This window comes from Winogradskyella vidalii, from assembly GCF_013403955.1.
GTDB classification, from domain to species: Bacteria; Bacteroidota; Bacteroidia; order Flavobacteriales; family Flavobacteriaceae; genus Winogradskyella; species Winogradskyella vidalii.
This window is the reverse complement of the sequence record NZ_JABFDG010000009.1, coordinates 85,985-105,692: the sequence shown is the minus strand read 5'-3', so window position 1 is coordinate 105,692 and position 19,708 is coordinate 85,985. Positions and strand designations below refer to the sequence as shown.

Below are 19,708 nucleotides of genomic sequence, written 5' to 3'. Positions count from 1 at the left end.
GATTCTTATTTTTTACCTTTATTCTTAGCACCTGCATGACCTCTAAAAGATCTTGTTGGTGAAAATTCTCCTAATTTATGACCTACCATGTTTTCAGTTACAAATACTGGAACAAACTGACGACCATTATGAACTGCAATAGTCTGACCAACGAAATCTGGAGAAATCATTGATGCTCTAGACCAAGTTTTAATAACTGTCTTTTTGTTTGAAGCTACATTTTCTGCAACTTTCTTATCTAACTTATAGTGGATATAAGGTCCTTTTTTTAATGAACGTGCCATACTATCTTAATTATTTCTTTCTACGTTCTACAATATACTTATTACTCGCTTTTGTCTTAGAACGCGTTCTGTAACCTTTAGCAGGTACACCGTTTCTATTTCTTGGATGACCTCCGGCAGATTTACCTTCACCACCACCCATTGGGTGATCGACTGGGTTCATTACTACTGGTCTTACTCTTGGACGTCTTCCTAACCATCTACTTCTACCTGCTTTACCAGAGACTAGTAATTGATGATCTGAATTAGATACTGCTCCAATTGTTGCCATACATGTAACAAGAATTAATCTTGTTTCACCTGAAGGCAATTTAACAGTAGCAAATTTATCTCCTCTTGCCATTAATTGAGCAAATGCACCAGCACTACGTGCCATTACAGCACCTTGACCAGGACGTAATTCTATACAAGAGATAACGGTTCCTAAAGGAATCTCACTTAAAGGCATTGCATTTCCTATTTCAGGAGCTACACCAGTTTCACCAGACACTAAATTTTGCCCTACTTTTAAACCATTTTGAGCGATAATATAACGTTTCTCGCCGTCTTGGTAATTTAATAAAGCAATAAATGCTGTTCTGTTTGGATCATACTCGATTGACTTAACTTCTGCAGGAATACCTGTTTTGTTACGTTTGAAATCGATAATACGATAACGTTTCTTATGACCTCCACCAACTTGGCGTATGGTCATTTTTCCTTGACTGTTTCTACCACCTGATCGTTTTTTCGGAGCAAGCAAGCTTTTCTCCGGCTTATCAGTAGTAATGGCGTCAAATCCATTTACTACTCTAAATCGCTGACCTGATGTGATCGGTTTTAATTTTCTTACTGACATTAATGTCTAAAATTACATGTTAGTGTATAAATCTATTGTTTCACCTTCCGCCAGTTGTACAATTGCTTTTTTAACAGCATTTGTTTTACCATGTTGAATCCCAGTCTTTGTATGACGTGTTCTTCTTTCTGGACGGACATTTATTGTACGAACTTTTTCAACAGAAACTCCATAAGCCGCTTCCACCGCTTTTTTGATTTCTACCTTGTTCGCCTTTGTGTTCACTTCAAATGCATAAGCATTTAACAACTCACTTTGCATGGTTGCTTTTTCTGTGATTATAGGTTTTATTAAGATACTCATCTGTTCTATTTACTTAAATTCGATTCAATTCCTTCTAAAGCACTTTCAATTAGAATAACTTTGTTAGCATTCATAATTTTATAAGTACTTAATTCCGAAGCAGTTACAACTTCAGAACCTTTAAAATTGCGTGAGGACAAATATACATTATTATTTGTATCACCCAACACAATTAGAGATTTTTTGTTTTCTATCTCTAAAGCCTTTAATACATTAACAAAGTTTTTAGTTTTTGGAGCATCAAAACTGAACTCTTCCATTACTAAAATTGACTTGTCATTTGCTTTAAGACTTAATGCTGATTTACGTGCTAATCGCTTAAGGTTTTTATTTAATTTAAAACCATAATTTCTTGGTCTAGGACCAAACATACGACCACCACCTTTAAATACACCAGACTTAATACTACCTGCTCTTGCAGTACCAGTACCTTTTTGTTTTTTAATCTTACGTGTACTACCAGCTATCTCTGCTCTTTCTTTTGCCTTATGCGTCCCTTGTCTTTGGTTTGCTAAGTATTGCTTAACATCTAAATAGACAGCATGATTATTAGGCTCTATAGCGAACACTTCTTTAGAAAGCTCAGCTTTCCTTCCAGTGTCTTTTCCGTTTATATCTAAAACTGCTATTTCCATTACTTCTCAATGATTACATAAGAATTTTTGTGACCAGGAACACATCCTTTTACCACAAGTAGGTTCTTTTCAGGAACTACTTTATAAACTCTTAAATTTTGAACTTTTACTGTTTCACCACCCATTCTTCCGGCCATCTTCATTCCTTTGAATACTCTCGCAGGATAAGAAGCTGCACCAATAGAACCTGGAGCTCTTAAACGGTTATGTTGACCATGCGTTGCTTGACCTACACCACCGAATCCGTGACGTTTTACTACCCCTTGAAATCCTTTACCTTTAGAAGTACCTGCAACATCTACAAATTCTCCTTCAATAAATTGCTCAACTGTGATAGCATCACCTAATTTGTACTCCGCATCAAAACCTTTAAATTCAACAACTTTGCGTTTTACAGAAGTACCCGCTTTTTTAGCATGACCTAAGTCTGCTTTAGTAGCGCTTTTTTCTGTCGCGTCATCGAAACCTAATTGAAGGGCTGAATAACCATCCACTTCTTCAGTTCTGACTTGGGTAACGATACATGGTCCAGCTTCGATTACTGTACATGGAATGTTCTTTCCATTTTCGTCGAAAATGCTGGTCATACCGATTTTTTTTCCAATTAACCCAGACATGTTTTTCTTTTTTAGTATGATCAAGTCGCGACTTGACCGATTGTTTGTTTTTGGTGGACAAGTCGCGACTTGTCCTTTGCTATAAATATTCAAGGCTGAAAATACATTTCAGCCTTGAATTGTATTTTTACCGTTTTTCCCGCGACCGCATCGGTGGGACATTTTATCAATGAGATTCTTCGCTTTTGCTCAGAACGACATTGTGTTCAAATTACACTTTAATCTCAACTTCAACGCCACTTGGTAATTCAAGTTTCATTAAAGCATCAATTGTTTTAGAAGATGAAGAGTAAATATCTAATAAACGCTTGTAAGAGCTTAATTGAAATTGTTCTCTAGATTTCTTGTTTACGTGTGGTGAACGTAATACAGTAAATATTTTTTTGTGTGTTGGTAATGGAATTGGTCCCGTTACTACTGCACCAGTACTTTTTACTGTTTTTACAATCTTATCAGCAGACTTGTCCACTAAATTGTGATCGTAAGACTTTAATTTTATTCTGATTTTTTGACTCATTTTCTTAAGATTTACGATTCAACGCCTTTAGCAGCCGCAATTACTTCTTGTGATATATTTGCTGGAGTTTCTGCATAGTGAGAAAATTCCATTGTAGATGTTGCTCTACCTGAAGATAATGTTCTTAACGTTGTAACATAACCAAACATTTCAGATAATGGCACAGTAGCTTTTACTGTTTTAGCACCAGCTCTATCACCCATACTACTCATCTGACCTCTTCTTCTGTTTAAGTCACCTACAATATCACCCATGTTTTCTTCTGGTGTAATCACCTCAAGTTTCATGATTGGCTCCATTATAACCGCTTTAGCAGCTTTAGCAGAATTCTTGAATCCTAATTTTGCAGCTAATTCGAAAGATAATTGATCTGAATCGACATCGTGATAAGAACCATCCTTTAAAGTTACTTTCATTGAATCAACTTCGTAACCTGCAAGTGGTCCATTTACCATTGCCATTTTAAATCCTTTTTCAATTGAAGGGATAAATTCTTTAGGAACGTTACCACCTTTAATTACAGATTCAAATTGTAATCCTACAACACCTTCATCTGCTGGTTCAATCGTAAATACGATATCAGCAAATTTACCACGACCACCAGATTGTTTCTTGTAAACCTCTCTATGATCAGCAGCTTGTGTAATAGCTTCTTTATATTCAACTTGTGGTTGACCTTGGTTAACCTCAACTTTAAATTCTCTTTTTAAACGATCTACAATAATATCTAAGTGAAGCTCACCCATACCAGAAATAATTGTCTGACCTGAAGACTCATCAGTTCTTGCTGTAAATGTTGGATCTTCTTCAGCTAATTTTGCTAAAGCCATACCCATTTTATCAACGTCTGCCTTAGTCTTAGGCTCAACCGCAATACCAATTACAGGATCCGGGAAGTCCATAGATTCTAAAACAATAGGATGTTTTTCATCAGACATAGTATCACCAGTCTTGATATCTTTAAATCCTACTGCTGCTCCAATATCACCTGCTTCGATAAAATCGATAGCATTTTGTTTATTAGAGTGCATTTGATAAATACGAGAAATACGTTCTTTTTTACCTGAACGGTTGTTCAAGATATAAGACCCTGCATCTAAACGACCAGAATACGCTCTAAAGAATGCTAAACGTCCTACAAAAGGATCTGTAGCAATTTTAAATGCTAAAGCAGAAAAAGGTTCGCTTACGCTAGGCTTTCTTCGCTCTTCTTTATCGGTATCAGGATTTGTTCCTACCACACTATCTCTATCTAAAGGAGAAGGTAAGTAACGACATACAGCATCTAATAAAAACTGAACCCCTTTATTTTTAAATGAAGAACCACATACCATTGGTATAATAGCCATATCCATTACAGCAGCTCTAAGTGCAGCGTGCACTTCATCTTCTGTAATTGAATCTTCATCTTCCATGAATTTCTCAAGTAGATTCTCGTCATAACCTGCAACTTCTTCAATCAATAAAGCACGGTACTTACGCACTTCATCTTTCATCTCTTCAGGAATATCAACGACATCAAAAGTAGACCCGTAGTTTTCATCATGCCATACAATAGCTCTGTTTTTAACTAAATCTACAATGCCTTTAAAGTTGTCTTCATCACCAATGTTTAAAACGATTGGCACTGCGTTAGACTTTAACATATCTTTTACTTGCTGACAAACTTCTAAGAAGTCAGAACCTTGACGGTCCATTTTGTTAACAAATCCGATACGAGGTACTTTATAATTATCTGCAAGTCTCCAGTTAGTTTCAGACTGTGGCTCAACACCATCTACTGCACTAAATAAGAAAACTAAACCATCTAATACACGTAAAGAACGGTTTACCTCAACTGTAAAATCTACGTGACCAGGTGTATCAATAATATTAAAATGGTAATCCTGAGCTTCTGCTGTTGGCTCACCATTTTCTTTTGGGAATGTCCAATCACAAGTTGTAGCCGCAGAAGTAATTGTAATACCTCTTTCTGCTTCTTGCTCCATCCAGTCCATTGTAGAAGCTCCATCATGAACCTCTCCAATTTTATGTGAAACTCCCGTATAAAAAAGAATACGCTCAGTTGTTGTTGTTTTACCAGCATCAATATGAGCCGCAATTCCTATGTTTCTTGTAAGTTTTAAATCTCTTGCCATCCTTTATTAAAATCTAAAGTGTGAAAATGCTTTATTTGCTTCAGCCATCTTATGCGTATCCATTCTCTTCTTCACCGCTGCTCCTTCTTCTTTAGCTGCTGCTAAAACTTCTGATGCTAAACGTTGAGCCATAGATTTTTCGTTTCTTTTACGTGAAAAGCTAATTAACCATTTCATCGCAGTTGAAACCTTACGGTCTGGACGAATCTGCATTGGAATCTGGAATGTAGCACCACCAACACGACGACTACGTACTTCTACGTGAGGCATTACGTTAGATAAAGCTTCTTTCCAAATCTCTAAAGCTGTTTTTTCGTCATCATTTTTTTTCTCTTCAACAATATCAATTGCATCGTAGAATACTTTAAAAGCCACAGACTTCTTACCATCCCACATCATCATGTTAACAAAACGTGTTACTAACTGATCATTAAATCTTGGATCCGGTAAAAGCGGTCTCTTTTTTGCTGCTCTTTTTCTCATGTCTTCTTCTTAAAGTTTTAAATTACTTTTTAGGGCGTTTTGCACCATACTTAGATCTACGTTGCGTTCTTCCAGATACACCTGCTGTATCTAAAGCACCACGAACGATGTGATATCTAACTCCTGGTAAATCTTTTACCCTTCCACCTCTAACCAATACTATCGAGTGCTCTTGTAAATTGTGACCTTCTCCGCCAATGTATGCATTTACCTCTTTACCGTTTGTTAAACGAACCCTTGCTACCTTACGCATTGCTGAGTTAGGTTTTTTAGGTGTCGTTGTATAAACACGAGTACATACACCACGTCTCTGAGGACACGAATCTAAAGCAGCCGATTTACTCTTCTTGGTTATTTTGGCTCTTCCTTTTCGTACTAATTGTGAAATTGTTGGCATATATTTCTATATAAAATTATTTTAACCCTCACTTTTGAGGGCTGCAAAGGTAGAAATATATATTTATAATTCAAATAGTTGTGAATTATTTTTTCAAAGAAATATAAAGTTTCTTCCATGTGCTATATTTTATGTTCTATTTTTACGTTATATAAGAGTTATACTATTTACTAAAAATGCTGTTTTACACTCGAATTATTTTTTTTGTTTTTCTTCTGTTTTTTTTCAATCAAAGCAGCGCTCAGTCAATTTCTCTTTCTGTAATTGGTGAAAATATAGAAACCAATAAAATTATCGATTCTACTGGCTATATAAATACACATACCAACTACAGGACCATAGAAAAGGAAATTAATTTTATAAAGCAGCAACTGACCAAACAAGGCTATATAGACACAACACTAAAAAACCTAAAGAAACAAAACGACACCTTATTTATAGCACAACTCACCGTTGGACAAAGAATTGATACCATTAGGATTTATTACGACCCCAATTTTAAAGTGGATTTATTACCATCAACCGATTCTAATCCGAATGAAACTTTCTTTGATTTAAAAACAACAGCACTTGAAAGTTATTTAGAAAACTTAAATTCTAAAATAGCTGAAGAAGGTGATCCTTTTTCAACTTTACAACTAGTGAATATCTCTAAAGTGAATTCTAATTTAATTTCAGCTGACTTAAAAGTTGTATCACAAAAAAAAAGACACATTGATAAAATTATTGTAAAAGGCTATGAGAAGTTTCCTAAATCTTACTTGAAACATTTTATGAAGTTGAGGACTGGAAAAGCCTTCAACCTAAATAAAATTAAAGAAAAAGTACAATTATTAAGCGATATTCGTTTTGCAAATAAAATTAAAGACCCCGAGGTTCTTTTTACCCAAGACTCAACAACACTATATTTATATATTGAAAAAGCTAAAACAAATAACTTTGATGGCTTCTTGGGTTTTGGAACCAACGAAGACACCAACAAAATTGAATTTGATGGTTACATGGATTTGAGACTTATTAATAATCTTAACTATGGAGAAACTTTAAATCTTTATTATAAAAGTGACGAAATAGATCAGCAAACCATAAACGTAGATGCCGATTTACCCTATATATTTAATTCTCCAATCGGACTTCAGATTGGTTTAAATCTATTCAGAAAAGATTCTACTTTTTTAACCGCCAAACAATATGCTAAAGTTAATTATCAAATCAATGCCCAGCATAAAATCGGAATTGGAATCACAACAACGAACTCCACTAACTTATTAGAAAATGACACAACCATTCTAAACGATTATACCACCAACTATTTTACGCTTCATTATAATTATATAAAATCTCAATTTGACGACCCTTTATTTCCAATTAATTTTTGGATTGATTTCTCTTCAGGTATAGGATCTAGAGCAACTAATACAATAACAGAAGACCAGAATGTTTTTAGCCTGGATAGCTATAAAATCTTTAACCTTAATAATAGGAATAGTTTTTACACCAGATTAAATGGTGCTATTTTAACATCTGAGAATTATTTGGATAATGAATTATTTCGTTTTGGAGGGATCAACTCCATTCGTGGTTTTGAAGAAAACAGTTTAGTGGCCAATCTGTATGGCGTAATCAGTACCGAATATCGTTATCGTGTAAGCAATACTATTTATGTGCATTCTGTTATAGATGCTGCCTATTTTGAAAACAAACTTACCGACAGCAAAGAAAAGCTCTTTGGTTTTGGCTTTGGTTTTGGCTTACTTACCAATGCAGGACTCTTTCGTTTAAACTACTCTAGCGGAAAAACAGAAAATCAACAGTTTAAACTCTCAGATTCTAAGGTTCATTTAAGTTTAACCGCTAATTTTTAACGGATAGGAAAATTCTAACAACCACATCTGTAATCTTAGATTTATCAGAACAAACTCTCAAAATCTATTTTTCTCAAAATTTATACAAAGACCAATATTATAATAAATAAACGGTTAAAAACTAAGGCAAATTACAACTACATATAGGTACAAATTATCATAATTTATGACGTTAATAATAAAGTTTCTTTTATTGACGTCACACTACACAATCTTCCAAAACCAAATATTATTTTATCTCAATTAATGCTAATTTCTGTTAGAAAAAAATATTAGCAAGAGACAGTAGCAATCTCATTTGCAATAACTAATAAAAAACCAGCAATCCTTTAACGGCCTATTCAACAAACTGTAAAATAATTTATATGCTTTTGGGGTTTTATCCACACTCTAAAAAGTAACTAACTAAAATTAAACTTCATAAATAGGAAAACTAAAAGGCAAAAAAATCAAGTTGTAAACTGCAAAAAAGCCACACTGAACTATACACGTTATTTCACGTGTTTTTATGACAATAATGCATTAATCTGACAAATTTTATGATTTATTTATTGTAATATTAACTTATTATTAGGACTTTTGAATAAGACTAACTCAAAATAATGTATATGAAAACAAATTTTAGTAAGACTCTAACACTACTATTAGTGTTAGCTGTGCAATTAACTTTTGCACAAGAAAAGACAATTTCAGGAAAAGTAACAGACCCCTCTGGCATACCACTTCCTGGAGCAAATATTGTTGTTAAAGGAACAAGCAATGGAACTCAAACCGATTTTGACGGGAATTATTCCCTAATGGTAAATACTGGTGACATCATCATCTTTAGTTACATTGGGTTAAAACCTCTAGAAAAAACAGTTGGCACATCAAATGTCATTAACGCAGCTCTAGCGGAAGACACAGCTGCTTTAGATGAAGTTGTAATTACAGCATTAGGAATCAAAAGAGACAAAAAGAGTTTAGGATACGCTACTCAAGAAGTAGATGGAGAAGCGGTATCTAAAGTTAAAAGCTCTAATTTTGTAAATTCTTTATCTGGTAAAGTTGCTGGTTTAGATATTAAATCCTCTGGAACACTTGGGGGATCAACCAATGTTGTAATTAGAGGAAGTAATTCTATTTCAGGCAACAATCAAGCACTTTTTGTAATAGACGGCGTACCTGTTAGTAACTCTAACACAAATACTAGCGCACAAACATTAGGACAAGGTGGATATGATTATGGTAATGCGGCATCAGATATCAACCCTGATGATATAGAATCTATGAACGTATTAAAAGGAGCTGCAGCAACAGCGCTTTACGGTTCAAGAGGGATGCATGGCGCAATTATTATTACAACAAAAAAAGGAACGACCAAAAAAGGTATTGGTATTACAATTAATTCGAGTTTTATGGCTGGAACTGCCGATGACGAAACATTACCAAATTATCAAACCAAATATGGTGCTGGTTATGGCCCTTATTACGGGACAACTGAAGATCAATATTTTAATGATTTTGAAGATATAACAGGCAATGGAATCGGAGATCTTACAGTACCTTTTACTGAAGACGCATCCTATGGAGCAGCCTTTAACCCCAATACATTAGTTCACCAGTGGACTTCAATTTTCCCTCAATTAGACAGCTACCAACAAGCTACACCATGGGTTGCAGGAGAAAATGATGCAAATTATGTATGGGGTACTTCTGGAACCTATGTTAATTCCGTAGGCTTAGATGGAGCAAATGAAACGAGCTCGTTTAGACTAGGCTACACCAATATGCTACAGGAAGGAAATCTACCAAACAGTGAGATTAAAAGAAATTCAATCACTTTTAATGGTTCTCATCAATTCACCGACAAATTAACTGCCTCAACAACTTTTACCTACACTAAAGCAAGTGGAAAAGGACGTTATGGTACGGGTTATGATGCTAATAATGTAATGCAGCAATTTAGACAATGGTTTCAAACTAACGTTGACCTTGCAGCACAAAAGGATGCTTATTTTGCTACACGAGAAAATATCACATGGAATACGAGTTCTGGCACAAATTTATCTCCAATATATTCTGACAACCCTTATTGGACCTTTTACGAAAACTACGAAACAGATTCTAGAAATAGATATTTTGGTAATGTAACATTAGATTACAAAATAAATGACTGGATAAGTGTTATGGGAAGGTTCTCTTACGACACCTATACAGAGTTGCAAGAGGAACGTACTAATGTAGGAAGTGCAAACGTATCTCAATACTCTAGGTTTAATAACCAAGTTGCAGAATACAACTACGATTTCTTTGTCAATTTCAATAAAGATTTAACCGACAAACTAAACTTAGACGGAAATATTGGTCTGAATTTAAGAAGACAAACTTGGGAATCTGTTAGAGCAGTAACCAATGGTGGTTTAGGTATCCCAGGATTATATGCGCTATCAAACTCCGTAAATCCTATAGAAGCCCCTACCGAATATGACGCTACCAAAATGGTAGATGGTGCTTTTATAAGAGCAAGCTTAGGTTATGATAACTTTGCATTTATAGAAGGAACTTACCGAAGAGACCGATCGTCAACACTACCAAAAGAAAATAATACCTACGGCTATTACTCCGTCTCTGGAAGTTTTGTCTTTTCTAATTTTGTAGAAGCAAACTGGTTAACTTTTGGAAAATTAAGAGCTAATTATGCAGAAGTTGGTGATGATACCGGACCTTACAGAGTGTATAATACTTATAATATTTCAGCACCTTTTAATGGATCTGGAGTTGCATCAAACCCTACAGCATTAAATAATTTAGAATTAAAACCCCAGCAACAAAACTCATACGAGTTTGGAGTAGAGATGTCCTTTTTAAACAGAAGAGCTGGTTTTGATTTTGCGTACTACAACACAACAACAGAAGACCAAATTGTTAATGTCCCTGTTTCTAGTTCTACTGGGTATGCTTCAAATTGGCTTAATGCTGGTACAATAGAAAATAAAGGTTTAGAGCTTCAATTATATGGAACACCTATTAAAACTGACAATTTCAAATGGGACATATCCGTAAATTGGTCTAAAAACGAAAATAAAGTTATTAAACTACAAGATGGCATTAATAACTTACAACTTGCAGATCTTCAAGGAGGAGTTTCAATAAATGCAACTCCAGGTGAAGCTTATGGAACGATAAGAGGAACAGACTATGTATATGAAAATGGAGAAAAAGTAGTTGGAACTGATGGTTACTACCTAACTTCCGACACTTCAAATGAAGTTATTGGTAATGTAAACCCTGACTGGAAAGGTGGTGTATTTAATACATTTTCTTACAAAAACTTAAGCTTAGGTTTTTTAATTGATATTCAAAAAGGAGGCGATATTTTTTCTCTAGATACTTGGTACGGTTACGCAACAGGTCTATATGACTTTACAGCAGGGACCAATGATTTAGGAAACCCTGTTAGAAACCCTGTAACTTCTGGAGCAGATAGTGGAGGTGTCATTTTACCTGGAGTACAAGCCGATGGAACACCAAATACCATCAGGGCTAGTGCTACAACATATGCTAACCCTTGGGGATATGTAAATACTCCAAACGCAGCACATGTTTATGATGCTTCATTTGTAAAGCTTAGAGAATTGAGTTTGACCTATAGCTTTAATCAGAAAACATTAGATGCTTTACCTTTCACCAATGCATCAATTTCTATAATTGGTAGAAATTTATGGATCATACATAAAGACCTTCCTTATTCTGATCCAGAATCTGGATTAGGGTCTGGAAATGTTCAAGGATATCAATCAGGAGCATACCCTTCGATAAGAGAAATAGGCGCTAGCTTAAAATTACAATTTTAAAAAAAATTATTATGAGAAAAATATTTATACCGATATTAAGCCTTTCGCTCATCTTTTCCTGTATGAGTGATGACCAATATGACGATTTAAACAAGGACCCTAAGAATCCAACTCAGGTTACCGAGGATGTGTTATTTACCTCTGCTACTAAAAGTTTGTTTGATCAAATGTCTAGCACAAATGTAAATAATAACGTATTTAAATTGTTTGCCCAATATTTTACGCAAACTACTTATATTGATGAATCTAACTACGATTTAAATGGTAGAACAATTACAGATTCTCACTGGACAGAAATGTATAGCAATGTCTTATTTGACCTTAATGACTCAAAAGAGAAAGTTATAGCTAATGCAGAGTTAACTTCAGAGGAAAAAGAGGGGCGTTTAGCACAAATAGAAGTACTTTCTATATATACTTGGCAGCAACTTGTAGACACCTTTGGAGACATCCCTTATACGGAAGCATTAAAAATAGAGGAATTTTCTCTACCTGCTTATGATGATGCTGAAACTGTAATCTACCCAGATTTAATTGATAGAATTGATGCTGTTATTGCAAATTTTGACTCTGGAGAAGGTTTCGGAAGTGTTGGAGACAGAATCTATGGTGGAGATATGACTGCTTGGAAAAAGTTTGCTAACTCCCTAAAACTAAGACTAGGAATTCGCCTTACAGATATAAACCCTACATTAGCAAGAAGCACTGTAGAGTCTGCTGTAGCCTCAGGAGTGTTTACATCTAACGCAGATAATGCTTTATTAAACTACCAAAGTGCAACTCCAAACACAAATCCATTATGGGTAGATTTAGTGGAGTCTGGTCGTCAAGATTTTGTTGCTGCAAACACTATTGTAGATATAATGAATGATTTAGATGACCCAAGAAGACCATTTTATTTTAGAGAAAATGTAGGGCCAGACACCTATGTAGGTGGTGACTATGGTGATTCTAATAGCTATACTACAAATTCACAATTAGGTGACTTGTTGCATGAAGCAACTTTTGCAGGAGTATTAATAGATTACTCAGAGGTATCATTCTATTTAGCTGAAGCTGCCGAACGCACCTATGCTGTTGGAGGAACGGCCACTGAGTTTTATAACAATGGTATTACCGCCTCAATCGAATATTGGGGAGGAGAAACGACTGATATCACTAACTATCTAGCAGATCCAGAGGTTGATTATGCTTCAGCATCTGGTACCTGGAGAGAGAAAATTGGAACACAATTTTGGTTAGCCATGTACAATAGAGGATTTGAAGGTTGGACTGTATGGAGAAAATATGATTATCCAGTAATGAATATTGCCGTTGAATCAGAAAACCCAGTACCACTTAGATACACTTATCCTGTAGATGAGCAAAATTTAAACGTAGACAATTGGGACGCTGCTTCTGCTGCTATAGGAGGAGATTCACAGACCACTAAATTATTCTGGGATATAATGTAATAATACATTTCAAATAATTAAAAGCCTCATATTATCTTATGAGGCTTTTTTTATACCTTTACCGCATGGAAAAAGAAACCACAGTATTTGGAATTAGAGCTATTATTGAAGCTATAAAATCTAATGAAACTATAGATAAAGTTTTTATGCAAAAAGGACTTCAAGGTGAACTATTCAAAGAATTAGAGCACTTAATACGTTCAGAAAGCATCAATTCTTCTTATGTGCCTGTTGAAAAATTAAACCGATTAACACGTGGTAATCACCAAGGTGCTGTGGCACAGATTTCACCTATTGCGTTTCATGACATTGACGATTTAGTAATGAGCGTTATTGAATCTGGAAAAACACCTTTATTCCTTTTATTAGACCAATTAAGTGATGTTAGAAATTTTGGTGCTATTGTTAGAACCGCAGAATGTACTGGTGTAAATGGTATTATTATTCAGAAAAAAGGTGGTGCTCCAATAAATGGCGATACCATAAAAACAAGTGCTGGTGCTATTTTTAAAATGCCAATCTGCAAGGTTGATCATATTAAAGATGCAGTGTTCCACATGCAATCTTCAGGAATAAGAGTTGTCGCTGCCACTGAAAAAGCAGAGCACTATTTATATGATGTTTCATTTAAAGAACCATGTGCTATAATTATGGGCTCTGAAGGCCGAGGAATTAATCCTTCAGTTTTAAAAGTCGTAGATGAACAAGCAAAACTTCCTATTTTAGGTGAGATAGAATCACTTAATGTTTCAGTGGCTTGTGGTGCTTTTTTATATGAAGCGGTTAGACAAAGACAATAGAAAAGACTTATTTATAAATTAATCTGAATTTACAGTACACACCTTTTAGTCATTTAATTGATTTAATTTTTATCATCTCCACATTTTTATACATGTATAAGTAAACTCCCTTATTACAAACAACACAACACTATCTTTTAAGCTTTTAAAATTCATCTTATTATAAAAGCTTAAAACACCTTATCAATTAAAGAACAAAAAAATAAGACAAACTCAGCAAGTATAAAAATAAACCAATAATCAATTAAAATTTAATTCTACTTAACCCTAGTTCTTAATAGTGACTTATTAGAAACCTTTAAATTATTCAAGAACTTAAGGCTGACCAAAACTAAGAGCTTACCCCTTAACAAACAACAACTTACTATCTATTATAGTTATTAAACTACTAACTTTAACTAACCAAAAAGAAATATAGTAGATTTGTACTCTTAGAAAAAGCAAAATATAATGTCCAAAAAGTTACTATTCATTTTATTAATTACCATAAATTTAAGTTACTCACAAAACACCATTGGAACTAAAAAAATTTTAGATGGCGTTTATGAGGGCTATACCCTCTTCACTTCGTATAATAAAACTTTCCTCATTAATAATTGTGGAGAAGTCATAAACCAATGGAACAGCACCTACCCCTCAGGTATTGCTGTATATTTATTAGAAAATGGCAATCTCTTGAGAGCTGGCAGAACATCTAGCTCAGATATTACTTTTGGTGGGCAAGGTGGCGTAGTAGAAATCTTTGATTGGGACGGTAATCTGACTTGGCAATATTTTTATGACACACCGATGATGCGACAACATCATGATATATTCCCAATGCCCAATGGAAATGTACTCATATTAGCTGTTACTCGAATGAGCAATGCTGAAGCTATACAGTCTGGTAGAAACCCTAATTTACTGACTGAATCTGATCTATACAACGAGCAAATTATTGAAGTTTCACCATCAGGTACAAACAATGCAACACCTGTTTGGGAATGGAATGTAAAAGATCACCTAATTCAAAATTTTGATAGTAGTAAAGATAATTTTGGAAACGTAAGCTCAAATCCAGGAAAGCTAAACATCAATTTTTTAAATGGCCAATCAGGAGGTTCTAATTGGCTCCACTTTAATTCCATACAGTACAATTTAGAATTAGATCAGATTGTGATAAGCTCTAGAAATTTAAGTGAAATCTACATCATAGACCACTCAACTACTACAGCTGAAGCAGCCACTAGCTCTGGAGGCATTTACAATAAAGGTGGCGACTTTTTATACCGTTGGGGAAATCCAAAATCTTATAATCAAGGTACAGAGGCTGATAGAAAACTTTATGGACAGCACTCTCCATATTTTATTGAGTCGGGTCTTACTGATGCTGGTAAGATTATGTTATTTAATAATGGTATTGATAGAACCCCTTTATTTTCTGAAGTTTTAATTGTTGACCCAGAAACAGACAGTCCTGGTGTATACAGTTACCAATCTAACACGGCCTACGGTCCTGAACATCCAGATTACACTTATACAAACCCAATAACTCCAACCGATTTTTTCTCTAGAATTTTAAGTAGTGCTCAACGTTTGCCTAATGGTAATACTTTAATATGTGAAGGTAGTAATGGACGTTTTTTCGAAATCACGCCAAATGAATCGGTAGTATGGGAATATATAACCCCTATAAACTCTAATAATGGAAATGAAGCTAGCCAAGGTGAAAATCCTTCTGATTTTTCTCACACATCGTTTAGAGCCATAAAATACGCAACTGACTTCCCTGCTTTTATAGGAAAAGATTTAACTCCCGGAAATCCTATTGAATTAAATCCAGATTTGAGCAATTGTTATAACTTTCTAGACGTAACCAAACCAAATCACTCAGAAACAAACGTTTCCCCAAACCCAACAACAGGATTCGTAAGTATTAATACAAGTTTAATTATTGACAAAATTGAAGCATATGATATGTTGGGAAATAAAGTTAGAGAAACCAGCACTGACTTTCTAGATTTATCTAATCAAGCAAATGGAATTTATTTTTTAAGAATTCATTCTGAATCAAACATTATTGTGAAAAAAGTGATGAAACGTTAAATGACATCACTTTAATATAACCTACATTATATTTCCACCAAGATATTTTTTCTTTTTGAAAAACATATTTTGTAATAATGGAAGCGAAACACAGAGTCATCCCCCATTATTATGCTTTTAAAAGTTATAGATCATTAAACAAAACTCTCTATTTTAGGTGAGATAGAATCACTTAATGTTTCAGTGGCTTGTAGTGCTTTTTTATATGAAGCGGTTAGACAACGCTCTTAAGCATACAGTCTCTGTCTTCAATTTTCAGTTTGTCGCTGATAAAAATTTAGTCTTCGTTTTTCTTAAATACGTAAGTGATTTTAATCGCTTTCTTTTTGGGGACATTAACTTCAGATTCGACTTCAGCTTCTGCTTGTGCTTCTTCGGGATCAAATTCAATAAAATTACCATCTTCATCAAAATGCCTCATAAATGGGTCATCATCTTCATCGTAATCTACTTCTTCCCATTGGTAGCGTTCCGGCTTTGCTACTTGCCTTCTAAATATCAATGCAAAAATGAACCCCGTAATTAAACCCGACAAATGTCCTTCCCAAGACATACCCGTTTTAATGGGAAACACATACCAAATCATACTGCCATAAAAGAAAATAACCACTAAGGATAAAGCAATAAGCCTATAATGTTTGGCAAAGATTCCTTTAAAAAATATAAAACTCACTAAAACATAAATAAGACCACTTGCACCAATATGATTCCCTTTACTTGCTATAAGCCAAGTTAAAAACCCTGAAAATAAGATTCCCAAACCAATCACCTTCCAAGCAATTTTATTATAAAAATAGAATAAAGCTATACTAAGCATTAAAAGCGGGATAGAATTATTATAAATATGATTGATGTCGCCGTGTAAAAATGGACTGGTTACAATACCTAAAAGGCCTTCAATTTTTTGCGGTCTTATACCAAGACCTTTAATACTACTATCTATTCTTACTTGATACCAAAACACCATCCAAATAGCAAATAGCATCAGCAAAGGGTAGACAATAATGCTATTAGAATATTTAAAATGTTGAGTTTTACTCATATTATATGTTCTGATTTTTGAGTAAGGTCTTTCAAATTTACAGCCAAACTAAGATTGCATGAAATATTGGCAGAGGTAAAAAAAATAATCTTAAGTTGTGTAATTTGAATTCCAAAGTTGTAAAAATGAAAATTCAATGAGAATAAAATGAATCTATTAAACAGAAAATATTTAATCAATCACAAATGCATTTTGTAATTTTGACATATGAACACGCCACTTGCCGAACGCTTACGACCAAAAACACTAAACGACTATCTGAGCCAGCAACATCTTGTTGGAAAAGAAGGTATGTTATATCAACAAATAAAAAGTGGTGTCATCCCCTCTCTTATTCTTTGGGGACCTCCTGGCATTGGAAAAACAACATTAGCAAACATTATTGCCAACGAATCTGACCGCCCATTTTATAAACTTAGTGCCATAAACTCTGGCGTAAAAGACATTAGAGAGGTCATTGATAAAGTCAAAAAAAGTGGCGGTTTATTTACAGCTAAAAACCCGATTCTATTTATTGATGAAATCCATAGGTTTAGTAAGTCGCAACAAGACTCACTTTTAGAAGCCGTTGAAAAAGGTTGGGTAACCTTAATTGGAGCTACTACAGAAAACCCAAGTTTTGAAGTGATTTCTGCATTGCTATCTAGATGTCAAGTTTACACCTTAAATGCTTTTAGTAAAGCTGATTTAGAAGCCTTATTACAACGTGCAATAACCGAAGACGTTACACTTTCAAAATTAAACATTGAATTAAAAGAAACTGACGCTCTATTGAGATTATCTGGTGGAGATGCTCGTAAATTGTTAAATATTTTTGAGTTGTTAGTCGCTTCGTTCGAAGGTAATCAGGTTATCATTACTAATGATTTAGTGATGAGGCAGGTTCAAAATAAAGCTGCGCGTTATGATAAAACAGGCGAACAACATTACGATATTATTTCAGCATTCATAAAATCGATAAGAGGTAGTGACCCCAATGCGGCCGTTTATTATTTAGCGCGAATGATTGAAGGTGGAGAAGATGTAAAATTCATTGCCAGACGCCTTTTAATTTTAGCGAGTGAAGACATTGGTAATGCCAATCCAACCGCTTTGGTCATAGCAAACAATACATTTCAGGCTGTTTCTATAATTGGTCATCCTGAATCTCGAATTATACTTAGTCAATGTACCACTTATTTAGCGAGTTCGGCAAAAAGTAATGCGGCTTATGAAGCCATAAATAGAGCACAGCAATTGGTTAAAGAAACCGGCGATTTATCAGTGCCTTTAGCCATTAGAAATGCACCTACTAAATTAATGAAAGAATTAGGTTACGGTGACAGCTATAAATATTCTCACAACTACGAAAACAATTTTGCTGCGCAAGAATTTCTACCTGAAGAAGTTGCCAACACCAAATTATATAATCCTGGAAATAATGCTCGTGAGCAAGCACAACGCAACTATTTAAAAATGCTTTGGAAAGATAAATATGGATATTAGTGGTGAGTGCTGAGTGGTGAGTGGTGAGTAAAAAAGTTTTGACGATCTACCTTTATACTTTTACTCCTAATTTTTTATACGCAACATTTTACCACCTTTAATCCCTTAGCTATTATCTAAAACTTAATATTCATAGATATTTGTTCGCCAAGTTCACCATCATTTTCAGAATAATACCAAAAGCCATCTTCTTTATACACTATGGCACTTTTACCTTTTACAATAAACACATTTTCTGCCGCTGTACTTAACAATACCATTACTATTCTTGGCTCAGCATTAACCAATTGATAGCCATTTTTAATTTCCTGAGCATAATATAAATCTGAAAGATTATTTGTCTTTCCTATAGCTTCGGTTTTAGCTTGAACAGCCTCAACTGTTTTAGGTGTTTCTTCAACCTTATTTTCAGCTTTAATAACTGCTAGAGTTTCCTTTTGTACACTTTCAACTTTAGGCTCTGAACGCTCAACTACTCCATCTTGATTATCAATATAATTATAATCTAAATTCTGAAAAGTTTCAAAGGCACCTCTTAGAGCTTCTGAATAAGCCTTATCATAAGCTTTTAATCGTGACTCACCAATTTTTGAAGTCATAACAATAGTACCAAAACAATTACTGAGTGTAATTTTTAGTTTGGTTTTAAAAACACCTCCCTTTTCTTTCAAAACGTTGGAAGTCATTGCTAAGCATCTATTTTCTTTTAAGTCTTCAGGAAGGTTTTCATCTCCAAAATAGGCCTCAAAACCATGTTTATTGAACAAAAACTTCAATAAAGAATTCAATTGGTATTGGTCTTCACCATTAGTAAATTCAAAAGATTTTGGTACAATGACATACTTATAGTTATTGATATCCTTCTGTGCCATTCCATATAGACTAACGAGTATAAATGAAATTGTTATGATTATTCTCTTGTACATAGC

The 19,708-nt window shown here is 34.4% G+C and carries 17 protein-coding genes and 1 pseudogene; 7 read left to right on the top strand and 11 right to left on the bottom strand.

Features of this window, described 5'->3' with window-relative positions:
* Window positions 1–5 precede the first annotated feature (5 nt).
* From rpsS to rpsL, 9 genes are all read right to left on the bottom strand, one after another.
* A complete protein-coding gene (gene rpsS / locus HM982_RS17135; RefSeq protein WP_020897652.1) occupies window positions 6–284 on the bottom strand; it encodes a 30S ribosomal protein S19 in 279 nt (92 codons plus the stop codon).
* 10 nt (window positions 285–294) lie between these two features.
* Window positions 295–1,122 carry a 50S ribosomal protein L2 gene (gene rplB, locus HM982_RS17130; RefSeq protein WP_179354557.1) on the bottom strand — a complete coding sequence of 276 codons (828 nt, stop codon included), beginning with the start codon at window positions 1,120–1,122 and terminating at the stop codon, window positions 295–297.
* Between the two features lie 12 nt (window positions 1,123–1,134).
* Entirely contained in the window at window positions 1,135–1,425 is a 291-nt protein-coding gene (gene rplW, locus HM982_RS17125) for a 50S ribosomal protein L23 (RefSeq protein WP_179354556.1), read from the bottom strand.
* 5 nt (window positions 1,426–1,430) lie between these two features.
* Window positions 1,431–2,060, bottom strand: coding sequence for a 50S ribosomal protein L4 (rplD, locus tag HM982_RS17120; protein ID WP_179354555.1), 630 nt, complete (start codon window positions 2,058–2,060; stop codon window positions 1,431–1,433).
* The gene (gene rplC, locus HM982_RS17115; RefSeq protein WP_179354554.1) at window positions 2,060–2,677 is read right to left on the bottom strand and encodes a 50S ribosomal protein L3; all 618 of its coding nucleotides are present in this window, start codon (window positions 2,675–2,677) and stop codon (window positions 2,060–2,062) included. The genes rplD and rplC overlap by 1 nt, the downstream gene beginning before the upstream one ends.
* 211 nt (window positions 2,678–2,888) lie before the next feature.
* Complete coding sequence (gene rpsJ / locus HM982_RS17110; RefSeq protein WP_007650482.1) at window positions 2,889–3,194, bottom strand: 30S ribosomal protein S10; 306 nt, start codon at window positions 3,192–3,194, stop codon at window positions 2,889–2,891.
* A gap of 11 nt (window positions 3,195–3,205) precedes the next feature.
* Complete coding sequence (fusA, locus tag HM982_RS17105) at window positions 3,206–5,332, bottom strand: elongation factor G (RefSeq protein WP_179354553.1); 2,127 nt, start codon at window positions 5,330–5,332, stop codon at window positions 3,206–3,208.
* A 6-nt stretch (window positions 5,333–5,338) separates the two neighbouring features.
* On the bottom strand, window positions 5,339–5,815 hold the full coding sequence (gene rpsG / locus HM982_RS17100; protein ID WP_179354552.1) for a 30S ribosomal protein S7: 477 nt from the start codon (window positions 5,813–5,815) through the stop codon (window positions 5,339–5,341).
* Between the two features lie 22 nt (window positions 5,816–5,837).
* Entirely contained in the window at window positions 5,838–6,212 is a 375-nt protein-coding gene (rpsL, locus tag HM982_RS17095; protein WP_179354551.1) for a 30S ribosomal protein S12, read from the bottom strand.
* A gap of 176 nt (window positions 6,213–6,388) precedes the next feature.
* Here rpsL and HM982_RS17090 point away from each other — a divergent pair, with 176 nt between their 5' ends.
* The 6 genes and pseudogenes from HM982_RS17090 to HM982_RS18595 form a co-directional block, all read left to right on the top strand.
* A complete protein-coding gene (locus HM982_RS17090; protein ID WP_179354550.1) occupies window positions 6,389–8,077 on the top strand; it encodes a POTRA domain-containing protein in 1,689 nt (562 codons plus the stop codon).
* 608 nt (window positions 8,078–8,685) lie between these two features.
* A complete protein-coding gene (locus HM982_RS17085) occupies window positions 8,686–11,913 on the top strand; it encodes a SusC/RagA family TonB-linked outer membrane protein (RefSeq protein WP_179354549.1) in 3,228 nt (1,075 codons plus the stop codon).
* An 11-nt stretch (window positions 11,914–11,924) separates the two neighbouring features.
* Window positions 11,925–13,367 carry a SusD/RagB family nutrient-binding outer membrane lipoprotein gene (locus tag HM982_RS17080; RefSeq protein WP_179354548.1) on the top strand — a complete coding sequence of 481 codons (1,443 nt, stop codon included), beginning with the start codon at window positions 11,925–11,927 and terminating at the stop codon, window positions 13,365–13,367.
* 65 nt (window positions 13,368–13,432) lie between these two features.
* Complete coding sequence (rlmB, locus tag HM982_RS17075) at window positions 13,433–14,167, top strand: 23S rRNA (guanosine(2251)-2'-O)-methyltransferase RlmB (RefSeq protein ID WP_179354547.1); 735 nt, start codon at window positions 13,433–13,435, stop codon at window positions 14,165–14,167.
* Window positions 14,168–14,617: 450 nt separating this feature from the next.
* A complete protein-coding gene (locus HM982_RS17070; RefSeq protein ID WP_179354546.1) occupies window positions 14,618–16,252 on the top strand; it encodes an aryl-sulfate sulfotransferase in 1,635 nt (544 codons plus the stop codon).
* Between the two features lie 141 nt (window positions 16,253–16,393).
* Window positions 16,394–16,483: pseudogene (locus HM982_RS18595) on the top strand (23S rRNA (guanosine(2251)-2'-O)-methyltransferase RlmB); the annotation flags it as partial.
* Window positions 16,484–16,529: 46 nt separating this feature from the next.
* Here HM982_RS18595 and HM982_RS17065 read toward each other — a convergent pair.
* A complete protein-coding gene (locus tag HM982_RS17065) occupies window positions 16,530–17,294 on the bottom strand; it encodes a rhomboid family intramembrane serine protease (RefSeq protein WP_179354545.1) in 765 nt (254 codons plus the stop codon).
* A 207-nt stretch (window positions 17,295–17,501) separates the two neighbouring features.
* Here HM982_RS17065 and HM982_RS17060 point away from each other — a divergent pair, with 207 nt between their 5' ends.
* Window positions 17,502–18,779 carry a replication-associated recombination protein A gene (locus HM982_RS17060; RefSeq protein WP_179354544.1) on the top strand — a complete coding sequence of 426 codons (1,278 nt, stop codon included), beginning with the start codon at window positions 17,502–17,504 and terminating at the stop codon, window positions 18,777–18,779.
* A 116-nt stretch (window positions 18,780–18,895) separates the two neighbouring features.
* Here HM982_RS17060 and HM982_RS17055 read toward each other — a convergent pair whose 3' ends face one another.
* A complete protein-coding gene (locus HM982_RS17055) occupies window positions 18,896–19,705 on the bottom strand; it encodes a hypothetical protein (RefSeq protein ID WP_179354543.1) in 810 nt (269 codons plus the stop codon).
* Window positions 19,706–19,708 lie beyond the last annotated feature (3 nt).

Bases quoted from the DNA above. Each gene is read 5' to 3' on its own strand.
- rpsS (WP_020897652.1), bottom strand. From the start codon at position 284: ATGGCACGTTCATTAAAAAAAGGACCTTATATCCACTATAAGTTAGAT.
- rplB (WP_179354557.1), bottom strand. From the start codon at position 1,122: ATGTCAGTAAGAAAATTAAAACCGATCACATCAGGTCAGCGATTTAGA.
- rplW (WP_179354556.1), bottom strand. From the start codon at position 1,425: ATGAGTATCTTAATAAAACCTATAATCACAGAAAAAGCAACCATGCAA.
- rplD (WP_179354555.1), bottom strand. From the start codon at position 2,060: ATGGAAATAGCAGTTTTAGATATAAACGGAAAAGACACTGGAAGGAAA.
- rplC (WP_179354554.1), bottom strand. From the start codon at position 2,677: ATGTCTGGGTTAATTGGAAAAAAAATCGGTATGACCAGCATTTTCGAC.
- rpsJ (WP_007650482.1), bottom strand. From the start codon at position 3,194: ATGAGTCAAAAAATCAGAATAAAATTAAAGTCTTACGATCACAATTTA.
- fusA (WP_179354553.1), bottom strand. From the start codon at position 5,332: ATGGCAAGAGATTTAAAACTTACAAGAAACATAGGAATTGCGGCTCAT.
- rpsG (WP_179354552.1), bottom strand. From the start codon at position 5,815: ATGAGAAAAAGAGCAGCAAAAAAGAGACCGCTTTTACCGGATCCAAGA.
- rpsL (WP_179354551.1), bottom strand. From the start codon at position 6,212: ATGCCAACAATTTCACAATTAGTACGAAAAGGAAGAGCCAAAATAACC.
- HM982_RS17090 (WP_179354550.1), top strand. From the start codon at position 6,389: ATGCTGTTTTACACTCGAATTATTTTTTTTGTTTTTCTTCTGTTTTTT.
- HM982_RS17085 (WP_179354549.1), top strand. From the start codon at position 8,686: ATGAAAACAAATTTTAGTAAGACTCTAACACTACTATTAGTGTTAGCT.
- HM982_RS17080 (WP_179354548.1), top strand. From the start codon at position 11,925: ATGAGAAAAATATTTATACCGATATTAAGCCTTTCGCTCATCTTTTCC.
- rlmB (WP_179354547.1), top strand. From the start codon at position 13,433: ATGGAAAAAGAAACCACAGTATTTGGAATTAGAGCTATTATTGAAGCT.
- HM982_RS17070 (WP_179354546.1), top strand. From the start codon at position 14,618: ATGTCCAAAAAGTTACTATTCATTTTATTAATTACCATAAATTTAAGT.
- HM982_RS17065 (WP_179354545.1), bottom strand. From the start codon at position 17,294: ATGAGTAAAACTCAACATTTTAAATATTCTAATAGCATTATTGTCTAC.
- HM982_RS17060 (WP_179354544.1), top strand. From the start codon at position 17,502: ATGAACACGCCACTTGCCGAACGCTTACGACCAAAAACACTAAACGAC.
- HM982_RS17055 (WP_179354543.1), bottom strand. From the start codon at position 19,705: ATGTACAAGAGAATAATCATAACAATTTCATTTATACTCGTTAGTCTA.